The 16,419-nt window shown below is 45.5% G+C and carries 16 protein-coding genes; 11 read left to right on the top strand and 5 right to left on the bottom strand.

From position 1 onward, the window contains the following. Positions 1 to 3 precede the first annotated feature (3 nt). The gene (locus ACUC6J_RS13845; RefSeq protein WP_013371574.1) at positions 4 to 867 is read right to left on the bottom strand and encodes a class I SAM-dependent methyltransferase; all 864 of its coding nucleotides are present in this window, start codon (positions 865 to 867) and stop codon (positions 4 to 6) included. 448 nt (positions 868 to 1,315) lie between these two features. Here ACUC6J_RS13845 and ACUC6J_RS13840 point away from each other — a divergent pair, with 448 nt between their 5' ends. The 10 genes from ACUC6J_RS13840 (at position 1,316) to ACUC6J_RS13795 (ending at position 12,303) form a co-directional block, all read left to right on the top strand. After that, the gene (locus ACUC6J_RS13840; RefSeq protein ID WP_016822119.1) at positions 1,316 to 1,774 is read left to right on the top strand and encodes a flavodoxin; all 459 of its coding nucleotides are present in this window, start codon (positions 1,316 to 1,318) and stop codon (positions 1,772 to 1,774) included. 20 nt (positions 1,775 to 1,794) lie between these two features. Next, entirely contained in the window at positions 1,795 to 2,607 is an 813-nt protein-coding gene (locus ACUC6J_RS13835; RefSeq protein WP_016822118.1) for a hypothetical protein, read from the top strand. A gap of 358 nt (positions 2,608 to 2,965) precedes the next feature. Next, a complete protein-coding gene (locus ACUC6J_RS13830) occupies positions 2,966 to 3,619 on the top strand; it encodes an HlyD family secretion protein (protein WP_013371571.1) in 654 nt (217 codons plus the stop codon). A gap of 15 nt (positions 3,620 to 3,634) precedes the next feature. Further along, entirely contained in the window at positions 3,635 to 5,152 is a 1,518-nt protein-coding gene (locus ACUC6J_RS13825; RefSeq protein WP_016822117.1) for a DHA2 family efflux MFS transporter permease subunit, read from the top strand. A 71-nt stretch (positions 5,153 to 5,223) separates the two neighbouring features. Then, complete coding sequence (locus ACUC6J_RS13820) at positions 5,224 to 6,690, top strand: efflux RND transporter periplasmic adaptor subunit (protein ID WP_016822116.1); 1,467 nt, start codon at positions 5,224 to 5,226, stop codon at positions 6,688 to 6,690. A gap of 223 nt (positions 6,691 to 6,913) precedes the next feature. Next, on the top strand, positions 6,914 to 7,756 hold the full coding sequence (locus ACUC6J_RS13815) for an STM4015 family protein (protein ID WP_447248996.1): 843 nt from the start codon (positions 6,914 to 6,916) through the stop codon (positions 7,754 to 7,756). 67 nt (positions 7,757 to 7,823) lie between these two features. After that, positions 7,824 to 9,158 carry an STM4014 family protein gene (locus tag ACUC6J_RS13810; RefSeq protein ID WP_257125958.1) on the top strand — a complete coding sequence of 445 codons (1,335 nt, stop codon included), beginning with the start codon at positions 7,824 to 7,826 and terminating at the stop codon, positions 9,156 to 9,158. Beyond that, positions 9,158 to 9,940 (top strand): STM4013/SEN3800 family hydrolase, encoded by a 783-nt coding sequence (locus tag ACUC6J_RS13805; RefSeq protein ID WP_447248995.1) that lies wholly within the window; start codon positions 9,158 to 9,160, stop codon positions 9,938 to 9,940. Before ACUC6J_RS13810 ends, ACUC6J_RS13805 begins: the two co-directional genes overlap by 1 nt. Positions 9,941 to 10,009: 69 nt before the next feature. Beyond that, complete coding sequence (locus tag ACUC6J_RS13800; RefSeq protein WP_257125957.1) at positions 10,010 to 11,437, top strand: STM4012 family radical SAM protein; 1,428 nt, start codon at positions 10,010 to 10,012, stop codon at positions 11,435 to 11,437. Beyond that, a complete protein-coding gene (locus tag ACUC6J_RS13795; RefSeq protein WP_025365077.1) occupies positions 11,434 to 12,303 on the top strand; it encodes an STM4011 family radical SAM protein in 870 nt (289 codons plus the stop codon). The genes ACUC6J_RS13800 and ACUC6J_RS13795 overlap by 4 nt, the downstream gene beginning before the upstream one ends. A 95-nt stretch (positions 12,304 to 12,398) precedes the next feature. Here ACUC6J_RS13795 and ACUC6J_RS13790 read toward each other — a convergent pair whose 3' ends face one another. The 4 genes from ACUC6J_RS13790 to ACUC6J_RS13775 all read right to left on the bottom strand — a co-directional run bounded on the left by ACUC6J_RS13790 (position 12,399) and on the right by ACUC6J_RS13775 (position 14,655). Further along, positions 12,399 to 12,677 carry a YxcD family protein gene (locus tag ACUC6J_RS13790; protein WP_016822110.1) on the bottom strand — a complete coding sequence of 93 codons (279 nt, stop codon included), beginning with the start codon at positions 12,675 to 12,677 and terminating at the stop codon, positions 12,399 to 12,401. A 3-nt stretch (positions 12,678 to 12,680) separates the two neighbouring features. Then, the gene (locus tag ACUC6J_RS13785; RefSeq protein ID WP_016822109.1) at positions 12,681 to 13,136 is read right to left on the bottom strand and encodes a hypothetical protein; all 456 of its coding nucleotides are present in this window, start codon (positions 13,134 to 13,136) and stop codon (positions 12,681 to 12,683) included. 160 nt (positions 13,137 to 13,296) lie between these two features. After that, entirely contained in the window at positions 13,297 to 13,863 is a 567-nt protein-coding gene (locus ACUC6J_RS13780) for a PadR family transcriptional regulator (RefSeq protein WP_016822108.1), read from the bottom strand. A gap of 228 nt (positions 13,864 to 14,091) precedes the next feature. Next, complete coding sequence (locus ACUC6J_RS13775) at positions 14,092 to 14,655, bottom strand: beta-class carbonic anhydrase (protein ID WP_016822107.1); 564 nt, start codon at positions 14,653 to 14,655, stop codon at positions 14,092 to 14,094. Between the two features lie 173 nt (positions 14,656 to 14,828). Between ACUC6J_RS13775 and ACUC6J_RS13770 the strand changes: the two genes are divergently transcribed. Next, positions 14,829 to 16,346 (top strand): carboxypeptidase M32, encoded by a 1,518-nt coding sequence (locus ACUC6J_RS13770; RefSeq protein ID WP_017427606.1) that lies wholly within the window; start codon positions 14,829 to 14,831, stop codon positions 16,344 to 16,346. The last annotated feature ends 73 nt before the right edge of the window (positions 16,347 to 16,419 follow it).

Below are 16,419 nucleotides of genomic sequence, written 5' to 3'. Positions count from 1 at the left end.
GAATTAAGCCTCCCAGCGTCCGAGAATACCACAAGGCAAATTCAATCCAGAGCGTGTGATCGGCAATCCGATTTCACCGGCGCTAATTTGTCCGCCATACTTTTGTTGCATCGTCATACTCAGCATGTTACGCAATACAGTAGGTGAAATACCTGTCGTGTAGGAGTTGATCAGCATGAACAAGGGTTGGTCCGAAATGATGCTCATGCAGGATTCGAGAAATGGATATAAGCTTTCTTCAAGCTTCCAGGTTTCTCCGTTAGGTCCGCGTCCATAAGAAGGAGGGTCCATAATAATGGCATCATAACGGTTGCCCCGACGTTGTTCCCGTTGCACGAACTTGAACACGTCGTCTGTAATGAAGCGTACCGGTCGGTCAGCCAGACCGGACAATTGAACGTTTTCCTTTGCCCACTGCACCATACCTTTGGCTGCATCCACGTGAACTACACTGGCTCCGGCATACGCTGCGGCAGTAGTGGCTCCTCCCGTGTATGCAAACAGGTTCAATACGGAAATGGGTCTACCTGCGCCTTTAATTTTATCCATCATCCAGCTCCAGTTGGCGGCTTGCTCTGGGAAAAGACCAGTATGCTTAAAGCTGGTCGGTTTAATGTGGAATTTAAGCGGTCCATAGCTAATCGTCCAACGCTCGGGGATAGGCTTTTTCATATCCCATTGGCCGCCCCCGGAAGAGCTGCGGTGATAATGCCCATGAACATTACGCCATTCGGCTGTTTCCTGGGTCAAAGGCCATATGATTTGCGGATCGGGACGACGCAGGACAATATTACCCCAACGTTCCAGCTTTTCACCACCGCCTGTATCCATTACTTCATAGTCTTTCCACTCTTGTGCTACATACATGTACAATCCATCCTTCAGCAGTCAATTCGGGATTTAGGCAGCAAGCTGCGCAAATCCCCACATGGAGTCTATTGTACAACAAACCTTAGCAACAATCGAATGATTCCATGAATAAGTAAGTAGTTAGAAGGAGCAAAAATATTTTTTCGAATACACTTGTAATTAGAGCGCTTCCATATTAAAATGAAATCAATCCCACTTGTACGTACAACTCTCCCGATTTTCATTCTATTTATGAAAAGAAGAATTGGTTGTACGTACATAATATTTTACAACAATCCATAATTTTTTAATAGTGAACAGTCGCATATAATGCGACTTTTTTACGTATATGTTTAACAAAATACATTTCATGCTTAAAATTTTTATTTGACAATGAGAATCATTATCAAATATTATTTGATTAATAGGGAGTGAAAGCATCCCATATTTCAAATAAAGGTGAGGGATGAACTTGGGTAAAATCATGATTGCTTATGCTAGCATGACCGGTAATACAGAGGAAATCGCGGAATTGATCGCCGAGGGTGTTCGTCAGGCAGGGCATGAGGCAGAGTTGAAGGCTTCGTATGATTGCAGCGCGCAAGAATTGCTCGCATATGACGGATTCCTGTTGGGTGTATATACATGGGGAGATGGTGAGCTTCCTGATGAATTTTTAGATTTTTACGAGGAACTAGACGAGCTTGATCTGTCTGGTAAAAAGACTGCTGTATTTGGCAGTGGAGATACATCTTATACACAATTCTGTGGCGCAGTGGACTTGGTAGAGGAAAAAGTCAAAGAACGCGGCGCATCAGTCATTCAGGAGAGTTTGAAGATTGAATTCAATCCACTCGATGATGAGAAGGAGAATTGCCGAGCTTACGGAAGACAATTTGCGCAGGCTGGCATTGGAGTGTCCTGAGAAGAGAGTGAGGGATAGGTATGCGCAATAGCGATAGCTTAAGCGGCTTTCCTCTTCTGCACGACTATCAGCTTGAAGAGATGTGGAGAACTCCGCAGTCAATCCATCAATCACAGAGAAAACGAGGGCGTGAGGGTTGGAATTGGCGGCAAAGGGTTCAATATGCGATAGGGCATGCGCTGAACGAATACTTTGGAATGGAAGTAGAGGTACGGCGAGAAGTCCCTGTTCAGTATGTGTTGGAGAAGTGGTGGCCTAAGCAGTCGAACAGTTTTGAATCTTTGTTCCATTACTGGGATGTCAAAAATAAAGTGTCAGGCGAGTTGTCAAAAATATGTGCCTTAAATAATGACTTATTGGTGCCTGTGATGTTGTATGAACAATTTTGTACAGTGGTACCTGAGTTGGAGGTCGATATTTCGCTGATTGTTCAGGCAGCCTGGCAACAATCAGAACAAGCGGATTCATTGCTGATTCAAAAGTATATGGTGGACTACAACCCTAACGTTATTAGTACATTTCATCATTTAACAAATGTATTTTGTTATTATGCATTTGGAGCTCTTCCTCAGCTTATCGAAGTTTACTGTCTGCTAGAAGGGAAGAAGGTTCGTTTTCTTCCTGGTTTGGCTTCTTTACAGCAATCTTTGGATTACGTACGACTACTAAAAGACTCCAGAGAGGATATGCATGGTACGGCAGAACGCTGTCGCTGCAGGGGATGTATGGGGCAGCAAGCTTCTCAGCAGAACAGAGCGAATAAGGACAAGAAGGAAGAGCGGGAGGCGAAAAACTGTAGGGATCGGTCAGTTGGACCTACGCTTTTCTCTTAGGATTATTGTGTGAACCTTTAAATGTAAACTATCCCTTTTCATGAAAGAACCTTGGAAACAAGGTTCTTTTTTGTGAAAAAAAATTCTGAAAAAACTGAAAATATATATTGCCTGAATAGATAAATATATCTATAATATTTCAATGTACAATAGTTATATGAAAATATTTAAATATAATGAAGACGGTTTGTGGACTATGGATCAGCTTGTCCTACGTACATAAATAAGTCCTGTCTTGTGCATGGCTTGCTGCCATGTGTTTATTTATGCTCTACATTTGGTTTAATGGCCTAATATTTCAATTTTAAAATATTAGCGTTGAATAATAAAAATTTTTTGGACAACAGGGGTGGAACAAGTGAGTAAGAAAACTGTATTGCCGATTCTCATCGTGCTGCTCATTCTGAGTGGTGGAGCTATTGGCTACTATTATTGGTATCAGGCAACACACTTTGTCAAAAGTGACGATGCGCGCATTCAAGCCGATCAGTATAAGGTAATGCCGCAAATCTCCGGTGAGATTAGCCACATTGATGTTGAAGAAGGCGATGTGCTGCAACGCAATGAACCGATTGCCGAGCAAGATGTATCAGGACTGGATGCAAGCATGATCAGCAAGTCTGTACTGCGTGCGCCGATTAACGGAACTGTTATTAAGATTTATTCGAAAGAGCATGAAATTGGAACACCGGGTAGTGCTGTAGCGACTATGGTTGATATGAACAACCTGTATGTATCCACGAATATTGAAGAAACCGATATTAACCGTATTAAACCAGGACAGCTTGTTGACATTACGCTTGATGCAGCAGGCGATCAGGTCATTCAGGGTAAGGTTCGTAAAGTGGGCGAAGCTTCCAATGCAGTGTTTTCGCTCGTTCCTGCTGTGAACACAAGTGGTAACTTTAATAAGGTGACTCAACGTGTACCTGTAGAAATTGCTGTGAACAAGCCGAAGGACATGAAGCTTATCCCTGGGACGAACGTGGAAGTAAAAATTCATACATCTTAAAAAGGAGGGGTCCATGTGGCTGCCAATGAAACTGCTGCTGCTCCTTCGACAGATTCTTCCAAAGAACGCTGGCTTGCCTTTTTTGCTATCGTTTTAGGCGCCTTTGTCGCCATTCTGAACAACAGTCTGATCAACGTCGCCATTCCACGATTGACGACGGATTTAGGGTCAACGACGACACGTATTCAGTGGGTTATTACAGGTTACACGCTTGCATCCGGCGTAATCGTCCCGATTACCGGATATATGGAGCAGCGTATCGGGTACAAAAAGTTTTTGATTCTTGCGCTCAGCGTGTTCTCGTTGGGAACAGGAATATGTATTTTTGCATGGAGTGATTCTTCCCTGATTGCAGCGCGTGTACTGGCTGGTCTGGGCGGCGGTGTCATTATGCCGCTGAGTATGACGATTATTTACAAAATCATGCCGCGTGAACAAATCGGGATGTCCCTTGGTATATGGGGGATCGCCGCAATGGCCGCACCAGCTGTAGGGCCTACGCTGAGTGGCTACTTAATTGAATGGTTTAACTGGCGTTTCTTGTTTATTGTCAGTCTGCCGGTTGCTTTATTTGCCATTTTAATGGTCATCCTTCTCATCAAGGAGCCGCCTAAGGTAACGCCGAAACCGTTTGATCTGCCAGGATTTTTACTAGCGGCAACCTGTGCAGGAACACTCTTGTACGCACTGACAAACGGCCAGCGTGATGGCTGGACTTCTTTTGGGATTGTATCTCTGCTGTTTATTTCTTTCTGGGCACTTGTCTTTCTCATCTATGTAGAAAGCGGCAAGGATAATGCTGTAATTGAAATTTCATTATTCAAAAATTCAAAATATACGATTAGTGTTATCGCCTCCAGTCTGGTCATGATGGGGATGTACGGAGGAACGTTCCTTACACCGTTGTTTTTGCAAAATATTCAGCGCGTGTCACCGATTGATACTGGTATTATCCTCATTCCACAGGCCATTGCCATGGCGGCCATGATGCCTATCGCCGGGAAGCTGTTTGATAAGTTCGGCATTGTGCCTTTGGGACTTGTAGGCCTGACACTAACCAGCTTTATGACCTATCATCTTCATCAGCTTACGCCAGATACTTCGCATGCCTGGTTGGAAACCGTAATGGCATTACGAGGTCTGGGAATTGGTATTTGCATGATGCCATTGTCCACGGTCGGCATGAATGCTGTTCATCCGAGCAAGGTAGCCAATGCGTCTACAGCGTCCAATCTGGTACGTACTGTGGCTGCATCTATGGCGATTGCGGTACTGACCGCTATTATGCAAAGCCGTTCAGCTGCTCATGCCCAGCAAATTTCGGAGTCCATTACGCAGGACTCGGCTCATACGCTACAAGCAACATTGGGTAGCTCATGGATGTCATCCATAAGTAGTTTAATCACACTGGATGCTACATCGAGAGGAATTGGGGATACGTTCCTCATTTCATCTATACCGCTGTTTTGCACGATTCCACTCATCTTTTTGTTTATTCAGAGGAAGAAAGCAAAGACACAGCCGGAAGCTTAATAAAGAGAAACACAAAAATATCGACTGGATGGCTTACATTATTTCCACGGACAGAAAGAAAGGGAATTATCATGAAAATATTGAGAGTAGAAAGTACATTAGCGGCTTTAGTCCTCGGCGGCGCAGTGCTGGCAGGCTGCTCCAGTAATAGCGGAGCGGCTCAGGACATGGTCGTTCCAGTTAAAATTAGTCAAGCACAGCAGGGGATTATCGGACAGGGAAATATTTATACAGGTACGGTAACACCTTCGGAAACCGTCAATATTGTGCCTAAAGTAGGCGGTAAAGTGGTTGAGCTGCCTGTGGATATTGGTTCTGAGGTTAAAAAGGGCCAAGTCCTCTTCAAGCTTGACGATAAGGATATGCGTAACAATGTTGCAAAAGCTCGCGCCGCAGCAGCAGCCGCAGCAGCTGGCGTAAGTACCGCTCAAGCATCCCATGAATCAACGATGGTTCAAGCAACTTCGGGCTTAGTGCAGTCCAAGAGCGGTGTGATCCAATCCCAAAGCGCAATCAATCAGGCTCAGGGGGCTATTAATCAAGCAACTACAGCCGTAGAACAAGCGACACATGGTGTTTCCTCGGCAGCCAATACGGTGAAACAAACACAGCAAGCTTTGGCAGATGCACAAAAGAATGTAACGCGTACACAAAGTCTGTTTGATGCTGGTGCGAGCACCCAAGCACAATTAGAACAAGCAAAAACCGCAGTTGTGAATGCGGAAGCGGCTTATAATAATGCACAAAATGCGCAGGCTAATGCAAAAGACCAATTGATAGCTGCTCAAAAGGCTCTAACTACAGCCCGTAACAGCTATGATACAGCAAAAAATAGCTACAGTAATGCTAACAGCGGCTACAGCAATGCGCAGAATCAGCTTAAAGTATCTCAAAATACGGCTGGCATCGAGTCTAGCCAACAATCTCTTAAGCAGGCACAACTGAATGTAAACATTGCTCAGGATGCATTGGATGACACCGTTGTTACATCACCGATCAACGGTATTGTGGGTACGAAAAATGCAGAAGTGGGCGAAATGGTATCCGCTCAGTCTCCTGCGCTAGTCATTGCTAACCTGAGTACGGTCAATACATTGATTTATGTCCCTGCGGAACAGATCAACAATGTAAAAGCAGGTGACAAGGTACAGGTTCGTGTTGCAGCCTCCAACATTGTAACAACAGGTACAGTAAAAAATGTAAGCCCGTTGGATGCAAGCGGAAAAGGTTATCCTGTAAAAATCTCAGTAGCCAATCCAGACATGAAACTGAAATCCGGCATGTTGGCTGATATCAGCTTTGTCGCTGCCAATGCGCAAGAAGGCATTGTTGTTCCTACTGCGGCAGTTCAAAAGGATCAAGGTAAAGAATATGTATATGTAGTAAGCGGCGACCATGCGAAACGCAAGGAAGTGAAAACTGTTCAAACGACAGGCTCACAAACACTCATTACCAGTGGCTTGAGCAAGGAAGAGAATGTGATCGTGAATAATCTGGCATTGCTGTCCGATAACTCACCGATTACAATTACCCAATAACTTGGTTCTAAACTTGCGTTCTTTATAATAGTAGAAATTTATTATGGATACATTCCAAGGCAGCCCGCAATTGGGCTGTCTTGTTTTTATTTCATTTGCACATTTTACATAGGGTTAATGTCGATCTGGGACTTTTTTTGACGAACATTGGTAGAATAGGATAGACTAAATTGGAAATAGATAGTTTACGAGATCTCAGACAAGCGATCGGAGGAATTGTGAGATGGAAGTGAAATTGGTTGTAGATTATGAAGCTTATGAGAATGGCCAAACGATGGCTAAATCTATTGAGGAACTGGCAGCCAAGCCGGAGAGTGCCCAAGTTACGGATCTGATCATTGGAGATTGGGGCGGCGCCTATGAAAATTCACCAGATGATTTTATACCAGTGTTAGTGAAGCTAAAAGATCAATTTCCTAAGGTGCGCAAGCTGTTTATTGGTGATATGGAATATGATGAGTGTGAGGTATCATGGATTAACCAAACGAATCTGTCCCCGCTGTTAGAAGCGTTTCCAAAGCTTGAATCCTTACATACTAAAGGAAGCCAGGATCTGAGCTTGGAACCACTTCGTCATAATCATCTTCAAGAATTGGTTATTATTTGTGGCGGTCTACCTGTGAGCGTCCTTCGACAAATCCGTAATGCCGAACTGCCTGAACTGCGCAAGCTGGAGCTGTATTTGGGTGTCGAGGATTATGGTTTTGACGGTAAACTGGAAGATATTTTACCGTTTTTGGACAGCAATCCTTTTCCCAAACTTACATACTTGGGACTCAAAGACAGTGAGATACAGGATGAAATTGCCATTGCTGCTGCTAATGCCCCTGTGATTGGACAACTGGAAGTGCTGGATCTCTCACAAGGTACTTTGTCTGATCAAGGTGCAGAAGCGTTGCTGGCTAGTGAAAGTATAAAAGGACTGAAACATCTGGATTTGAGCTATCATTATATGTCTAGTGAAATGATGGGGCGCTGGAAGAACTCAGGTTTATCTGTGAACGTAGAAGATCAACAAGAAGCAGATGAAGAAGATGATTGGCGCTATCCATCACTGACAGAGTAATTTGCTCCAATGGATTTCTAAAACGGATTGACTTTAAAATTAAAAAGAATAAAAGTGAGGCGGCTCTATGATGAAGATGTGGGATAGTAATGTCAACGAGCCGTTTATCTTGTTCGGTAATTCGGGGAATCGTCGAACTACGGGGCTGCAGGAAGCACGAAGCAGATTAATGCTTCCGTCAGCTCTGGAGGTCTCCTATACAGATGTGTTGGGGGCCATTCGAGAGAAGCAAAGTCTGAGCGAACTGATGGTCAGGATAGCTGCACAAGCTGCGCAAGATAGCGTGAATGGCAGTGTCCAATTGCAAGAGAGCATTGATCAATTGTTGAAAGGTCGGGTGGACAGAGGCCCGCTGCTACGTCTGGATGCACCGGGCGAAAACTTTGAGGTAGAGCGGGAGTTGATTGCTCTGGGCGCCCCGGATGCCGAGGGAGATGATTCTCTGTTACCATGGCCGGAATGGGCACATGGCACAGGTATACTAGCGGCAGAAGCGCGCCGTTTGCAGGAACAGCGTGGTCGCATTTGGCACCCGGCACAATGGTTCCGGGGCTATTGCCGACTGCTGGCTTGGCTGCGGCATGAAGTAGATCGGATCTGGCCTTCGTCGCGCTGGATGAACGATCCTGCGGAAGTAGCCGTCATGTTTGACAAACGGCGTTGTAGCGCCGTATTAGACCAGGCAGACATCAGGGTCCCGCCTGTGCTTACAGCTTCAGGCGGTGCTTTTCGTGATGCTGTTGATCTGCATGCAGCTATGAAAGAGAGTGGGTTTCACCGCGTATTTGTGAAAATATTTTGCGGGTCAGGCGCTTCTGGTGTCATGGCTTATCAGGTACATCCCAAAACGCATGCAGAGCTGGCGGTAACTACGATTGGAACAGAGATCATACACGGACAGCGTGTGTATTATAATGCCGGACGATTGCGTCGTTATACAGACAAGCAGGATATTCATGCCATCCTTAACTGGCTATGTTCGGAAGGGGTACATGTGGAACGCTGGATTCCCAAAGCGACCTTGAACGGACGTGTTTATGATGTGCGTCAACTCGTGTGTGAATCAGAGGCTTGTCATGCGGTTTTACGTTTGAGCCACAGCCCCATTACAAATCTACATTTGCGTAATGAGCGACTCTTGCTGGAGGAAGCCGGACTACCACAAAGTACGGTGGAATCGGTTCAGCATACTGCAAAAGCCGCCATGAGGGTCTTTCCGGCGTCGATGGTTGCTGGACTGGATGTGCTTGTTCCGGCTCACGGTGCTCGTCCCTACGTATTGGATGTTAATCCGTTCGGTGATTTACTGTACCGGGTTGAACATCAGGGTTGGAATCCATATGAATGGGAAATGTTGCACCTTGCTAATAGGAGCGTAGTTTTGGAAAGGAAAGACAGATAATGACTGATATGAATCAAATTGTTGGCTCTCATGATATTGTCATGATTACGCTGGATACCCTGCGTTATGATGTAGCCAAGCTGGAGGAAGAAAACTGTCCGAATTTATGCGGCTCCGGGTCGTGGGAAAAGCGCCATACACCAGGGAGCTTTACATATGCTGCACACCATGCTTTTTTTGGCGGATTTTTACCGACTCCGGCCAATACGGATAAGGCTTCACATGTCAGGTTGTTTCACACAAAAGATACGGGACTGCGTACGCATCCACATACCTGGCTGTTCGATGCTCCGGACATTGTGTCCGGGCTGGAGAACGAGGGCTATCGGACCATCTGTATCGGCGGCGTTATTTTTTTTACGAAGAAGAACAAGCTGGCCAAGGTGCTGCCCGGATATTTTCAAGAGAGCTACTGGCGCATGAACTTTGGCGTTACCAACCCTCGTTCAACAGAGCATCAGGTGAATCATGCCTTGAAGCTGTTAGAAAAGGCAGACCCTGCACAGCGCTTGTTTTTGTTTATGAATGTATCAGCCATCCATGGGCCTAATCATTATTTTGTAAAGGGCTCTTCAAAAGATTCAGTAGGGTCTCAACGAGCAGCTTTGCGGTATGTGGATGGTGAACTTGGACGCTTGTTTGATGCTTTGCGGAAGCGTGGCAAGACGTTTTGCATGGCTTTTTCCGATCATGGTACAGCTTATGGGGAAGACGGCTACGAAGGGCATCGCCTGGCGCATGAGGTAGTGTGGAATGTGCCTTACCGCGAATTTATACTGTAGGACAAAAAGAAACGTAGTTTGCACTGGTAAATGATCAACAATCCAATCCAGCGCGAGGAAGGAGCAGAAATGAAAGCCATGAATCTGAATCACCTGCATCCAATGGGCCCAGCAACCCAGACTTCTCCGGGAATGGACACTAATTTAGTAACGTCTAGATTTCAGTGGCCGGATACTCCTGTAGAATGGGCACGTACGATCCGAGAAGCTCCCTATCGCTCCTATCTGTATTCTTACCCGCATAAAACGGCCTATCGTTCGTTCGATACACCGCTCTCATTGCAGGAATTGTGGGAGAAAGAAGAGTTGGAAAGCTATTTTTTGTATATGCATATACCGTTTTGCGCAGCTCGCTGTGGATTTTGTAACCTGTTCACTTTGCCGGACAAGCGTCAGGATGTGCATAAGGAGTATGTGGATGCGCTAGAAAGACAAGCTCGGCAATGGGCTCCAATTATGGGGGGGCGGCCTTTTTCGCGTTTTGCGATTGGCGGTGGTACACCGACCTTATTGGAGGCTCCTTTGGTGGAGCGTTTATTTGACATTGCGGAAAATATTATGGGATTGGACCCCAAGCGAGCTTCTATTTCAATTGAAACCTCTCCAGACACTGTAACTGAGGATAGGCTGGAAGTGCTCAAGCGCCGCGGTACAGATCGTGTCAGCATGGGAATCCAGAGCTTTGTAGAATCAGAAAGTGCCGCCATATACCGACCTCAGAAGCCAAAGCTTGTTAGAGAAGCACTTGAGCGGCTGGTAGAATACAATTTTCCTTTGCTCAACGTGGATCTGATCTATGGTCTGCCTGGTCAAACGGTGGAAACCTGGCTGTATTCTCTCGAGGAAGCTCTGTCTTATTCGCCAGGAGAGATTTTTCTTTACCCGTTATATATTCGTGAAAATACGATTTTAAAGCCCGGCTATACCGGGCTGGATCACGATATTCGCCTTAGCTTGTATGAAGTAGCGCGTGAACGGCTCAAACAGGCAGGATATGTACAATATTCCATGCGCCGTTTTGCTAAAAATGAGGGTACATCCAGCAAAGAGCTTTTGCCCTACAGTTGCCAGGAGGAGGGCATGGCTGGATTGGGGTGCGGAGCACGCTCTTATACACGCGATGTACACTATGCCAGCCGGTATGGTGTCAGTACAGCAGCCACACGTAGTATTATCGCGGATTATGTGGCGGCGGAGCGTCATGATCTGGCTGACTACGGCTTTATTTTAAATGCGGATGAGCGTAAGCGGCGCTTTATCCTGAAGGCACTTCTTCATCGGGAAGGATTGGAACTATGCGCCTATGCAGAGCGCTTCGGTGTATCCCTGGAAGACGATTTTACAGGAATGTCACTGCTGCTAGAATCGGGTATGGCTGTGGTCGAGGAGGGCACGCTTCGACTTACGGAGGAAGGAATGGCCTATTCCGATGCGATTGGGGACTGGATGATTTCTACATCTGTACGTGAGCGTATGGAAGGATATGTAGGCGCATGAGAGCGACCTTATATTATCGTGGTTCGTTGACCTCATGCAACTATGCTTGCCCTTACTGCCCATTCAGTAAAAACGTCGATAGTCGGGAAACGTTGAACAAGGATCGGGCGCAGTTGGAACGTTTTGCTGATTGGGTACGAGAGCAGGGCGCTTTGGGGCACCAGCTCTCCATTTTTTTTAATCCATATGGAGAAGCCTTGATTCATTCCTGGTATCGTAAGACCATGATTGAGTTCTCCCATATGGCGCATGTGGAAAAAGTGGCCGTACAGACGAACCTTTCGGCTAAGCTGGATTGGACAAAAGAACTAAATCCAGAGACGGCTGCGCTGTGGGCTACATATCATCCTGGAGAAACCAAAGAGCAAGCTTTTATATCGCAGGCTATGAAGCTATATGAACTTGGCATTTCCTATAGTGTCGGTACAGTTGGATTGAGACAGGCGTTCCCGGCTATTCGTTCTTTGCGGGCGCAACTTCCAAAAGAAGTATATATGTGGGTCAACGCCTACAAGGACCGCCCCCATTATTATACGGATGCTGAGGTTGCCGAATTAACTGCGATAGATCCCTATTTCCAATGGAATTTAAAGGATTATAGTAGCCAGGGGCGAGCATGTCGCGCGGGAGAAGATGTATTTTACGTCCAAGGTGACGGACGAGTAAAACACTGCTATCAGGATCGCCGTGTGATTGGACACCTGTACAGAGACGGTCTGGAGGGGCTGAGCGCCCAGCGTCCGTGCCGGATGAAAGAATGCGGTTGTTATATCGGTTATATCCATATGGAAGAGCAGCCATTTCGGGAAATGTACGGTAACGGCTTGCTCGAAAGGGTGCCGCATACAACCATGATGATCCATTAGACAAAAAAGAGAAAAAAAAGAACCGCCCTTGCCATCAGGCAAAGAGCGGTTCTTCTGTTTGGAAATAAGTTTGTACGATTGCCTATGCAATTTAATTAAATTTGGACAATAGCAGTAATTTCTTCATCCAGATCCAATCTGACCTGCTCGCGATAGGCACGAATATTGTATTCGGAATGAAGATATCTCAGAATCGCTTCTATCATATTAGCTTCCACTAGATATTGACTGCGTCCCTGGACATGAACTTCGGCTGTATAGCCTGTATCTTCATCCCAGCTTAGCTCCACAACCACATCGGTTGGTTGTACGCCCTTGCGTTCAGCCATATGCAGGCAAATGGCATTGACAATCTCATCCATGCTTAAAATCATAACTTAGTAACGTCCTCCACGAGAATCATCTGGTCTACGGCGATTTTTGATAGCTCGGTAGATACCTACACCAACCATAATCAGAACATAAATAGCTAGAACGTTAACGACCAGACCAAGCAAGCTACCCAATGCACCCATGTTGCCGAACAATCCGCCAAAGAGCATACCTGCCAAGCCGCCCAGCATCATACCTTTGAGGAACCCACCACCGCCACCAAGGAACCCACCGGTTCTGCTTGTGTTGCCCGTAGTAGCACTAGATTTAGTTCCACTATCAGACTTATTGATGCCGCTGCTGTCATTCGCTTTGCTTGGTGTAGATTGGTATGATTTTGGTCCGGATTTAAATCCGCCACCACGCCTTGCATCAGCTGTAGATGGTGCGATCATAGCAATGAGTAGGGTGAAAGCCATCATCAGCATCATCATATTTTTCAAAGTGAATGTCTTTTTCATGTAAATATAATCCCCCTTAGTAATTTGTGTTATAGGTCAAACAACCGCTTACCCGTAATACGATATAGCATGGAAAAGGGTTTCAAAGAATTTTAAATTTTAAAAAATTAAACGATAACGTACATAAATCCCATACACGGATTGATAAAAACGTTCAGCTTTAGGGTTTAAGTAAAAACGGATTCGTGTCTGCTCTGACATCACCGGCAAGCAGCATGCGCAGCACCATTTGGCACCATTCCAGGCCTGCTCTAGCATTTAAAAGCCCTTTTTGCACTAAAATATAGTCACCGAAATTCTTACTGCCAAAGTGTAAATTTTCTGCGGGAATGTCGTTCAGTATATCCTCTAGATGCTGGATTTTCTGAATAAAATAACGTTTACGTTCTTCCAGCATACGATTGGCACTCGTCTTGTCCGTCAACCAGAGACAGAATAATCGAAGGCTTAATTCGTCCCGTGTAACCGGAGCAGCTAACGTTTCCTGAGACCATTGCTGAAGCATATGGATTCCCTTGTCGGTAATGGTATACATTTTTTTATCAGGCTTGTCGGATTGCTGAATCCATCGGGAGGCTAGCAGTTCCTTGCTCTCCATACGGGCCAGTAGCGGATAGATCTGACTGTGCTTGGCCTGCCAAAAAGGCTGTATACGCAGCATCAGATCATAGCCGGAGGATTCCTCTCTGGCGAGTAGCCCCAACAGACCATACGATAGTAAATTCATATATCTTATCTCCTTCATCCATCTTAGTGACGGTTGTAACAGCTCTGCGGCTTCATAAAAAGTGTACACTGAAACTGTATGGTTTGACAACTTTCACACTGGTCGTTCACAGGTTAGCCAAAATTAGCTGGGGGCATTCTGTATGTATATGTGCTTTTTTTCATAGAAACAGGGTAGTTTAAGCACGTATGTACGCGCCTGAACTACCCCGGTAACTAGATATAGTGTTTACTGGTTATTCCCATCAACAACAAGTGTTAACGCTCCTGTATCTGGATGTATTACCATGCCATGAACGGGCGTATTCGGAGGGAGAAGGGGATGGTTTTTAATAAGCTTCACTGTAGTCTGTACCCCTTCTTCAATGTTGTCAAAACCTTTTAACCATTTATTCAGCTTAATACCTGAATTCTCCAATGTACTCAGCACTTCCTGCGAAATTCCGCGATCAAGCATTTCATTAACCATGTGATCAGCGTTTAATGCAGCCATACCGCATTCATAATGACCTACAACGAGCACTTCGTCTGCTCCAAGCTCGTATAGAGCGACTAGCACACTGCGCATTACGCTTCCAAAAGGCTGTGAAATAATTGCACCCGCATTTTTGATGATTTTGACATCACCGTTACGCAGGTTCATGGCTTTGGGGAGCAACTCCGTTAGCCGCGTATCCATACAGGTTATGATAACCATTTTTTTATTAGGGAACTTGCCTGTTCTATAGGCCTCGTATTCTTTGTTTTCTACGAAAACACGATTGTACTCTAAAATTTCTTGGATGTGATCCACGATTGTTCCCTCCAGATTCTAATAAAGTTTAATATGTACCGCCCAACGTTTGATCCAGGTATTAGGAGCTGGTCGTACATGTTGTGTGTTGATTATACTTTTTAATATAATTATCATCAAGTATAGATATCTAAAAATTTTAACCATTTTAAGTTAAAGAGGTGTCCCTAATTATGGAGCAACAAACGTTGGATCAATGGACGGCTTTAAAGGAAATTGCACACAAAATCAGTGGTTACGGCGAAGCAGTCGGCTTGCTGCACTGGGATTTACGGACAGGCGCTCCACGCAAGGGCGTTGACATCCGGTCGGAGACGTTGGGCATGCTGTCCACGGAAATGTTCAAGCTGATGATCTCGGATGAAATGGGGCAGTTGCTGCAATTTTTTGCCGCAAAAGACAAGCTGGAGCAACTGGAAGACAATGATCGCAGACTGGTAGAGGAATGTCGCAAAAATTATGACCTAAATCGTTCGGTTCCGGCAGACCGCTACCGGGAGTATAGCATTTTAGCGGCTCAGGCGGAAAGCAAGTGGGAGGAAGCAAAGGAACATAGCGACTTTGCCGGATTCGAACCGTACTTGTCTAAAATCGTAGACATGAAGCGCGAGTTTATCGGTTACTGGGGGGTTAAGGATACAGAGTACGACACACTTTTGGATCAATATGAGCCAGGGATGACGGTTGAAAAGCTGGATGCGGTCTTTGATCGTCTCAAAAAGCGCCTTGTACCCCTATTGTCTAAAATTCAGGCTTCACCCAATCAGCCGGATAAAAGCTTTTTAGACGGTGTATTTGATGTAAAGCAGCAGGAAAAGTTCAGTCTGTTCATTTTAGGTCAGATGGGTTATGACTTTGACGCAGGTCGTTTGGATGAGAGTGTGCATCCATTTGCGACAGGGTTAAATCCAGGTGATGTGCGTATAACAACACATTATTTGCAAGATGATGTAACCAGTGCTATTTTCAGCTCCCTGCATGAAGGAGGGCATGCACTGTACGAACAAAATATTGCCCCTGAGCTAGCAGGATCACTACTGTCCGGAGGAACCTCTATGGGGATACATGAATCCCAGTCCCGCTTGTGGGAAAATAAAATCGGACGCAGTCGTGCTTTCTGGGATCGGTATTACGATGATCTGCAAAAGCATTTTCCTGATCGTTTGGCGAAGGTCACGGCTGAGCAATTTTACCGGGCAGTCAACCGCGTGGAAAATTCATTGATTCGTATTGAAGCAGATGAGCTGACATATAATTTACATATTATTGTCCGCTATGAAATTGAGAAAATGCTGTTTAATGAAAAGCTGGATGTAAAGCGTCTCCCTGAGGTGTGGAATGCAAAATATAAAGAATACCTGGGACTTCTTCCCCCGAGCGATGGGCTGGGCGTACTTCAAGACGTTCACTGGTCCGGTGGTGACTTTGGCTATTTTGCTTCGTACTCGCTTGGCAATATGTATGCAGCGCAAATTTTGGCGACTCTGCGCAAAGAGCTGCCGAACCTGGATGAGCTGATTGCTGCTGGTGAGCTGGAGCCGATTAAGCAATGGCTGACTGAACGGATTTACCGTTACGGCAAGAGTCGGACGCCGTCTGAGTTGATTGTAGCCATTACAGGTGAGGATCTGAATCCCGATTATCTCGCCGACTATCTGGAAGAGAAATATACATCCATATACAAGCTGTGATTTAGAAGTTGTTATATAATCACACACAAAAACCCCGCGTTCTTAGGCAAATGCGGGGTTTTTGTATGCGATT

This window comes from Paenibacillus sp. JJ1683 (genome assembly GCF_053006485.1).
Note: the sequence above shows the minus strand (reverse complement) of the source record. Positions and strands in the feature narration are given on the sequence as shown.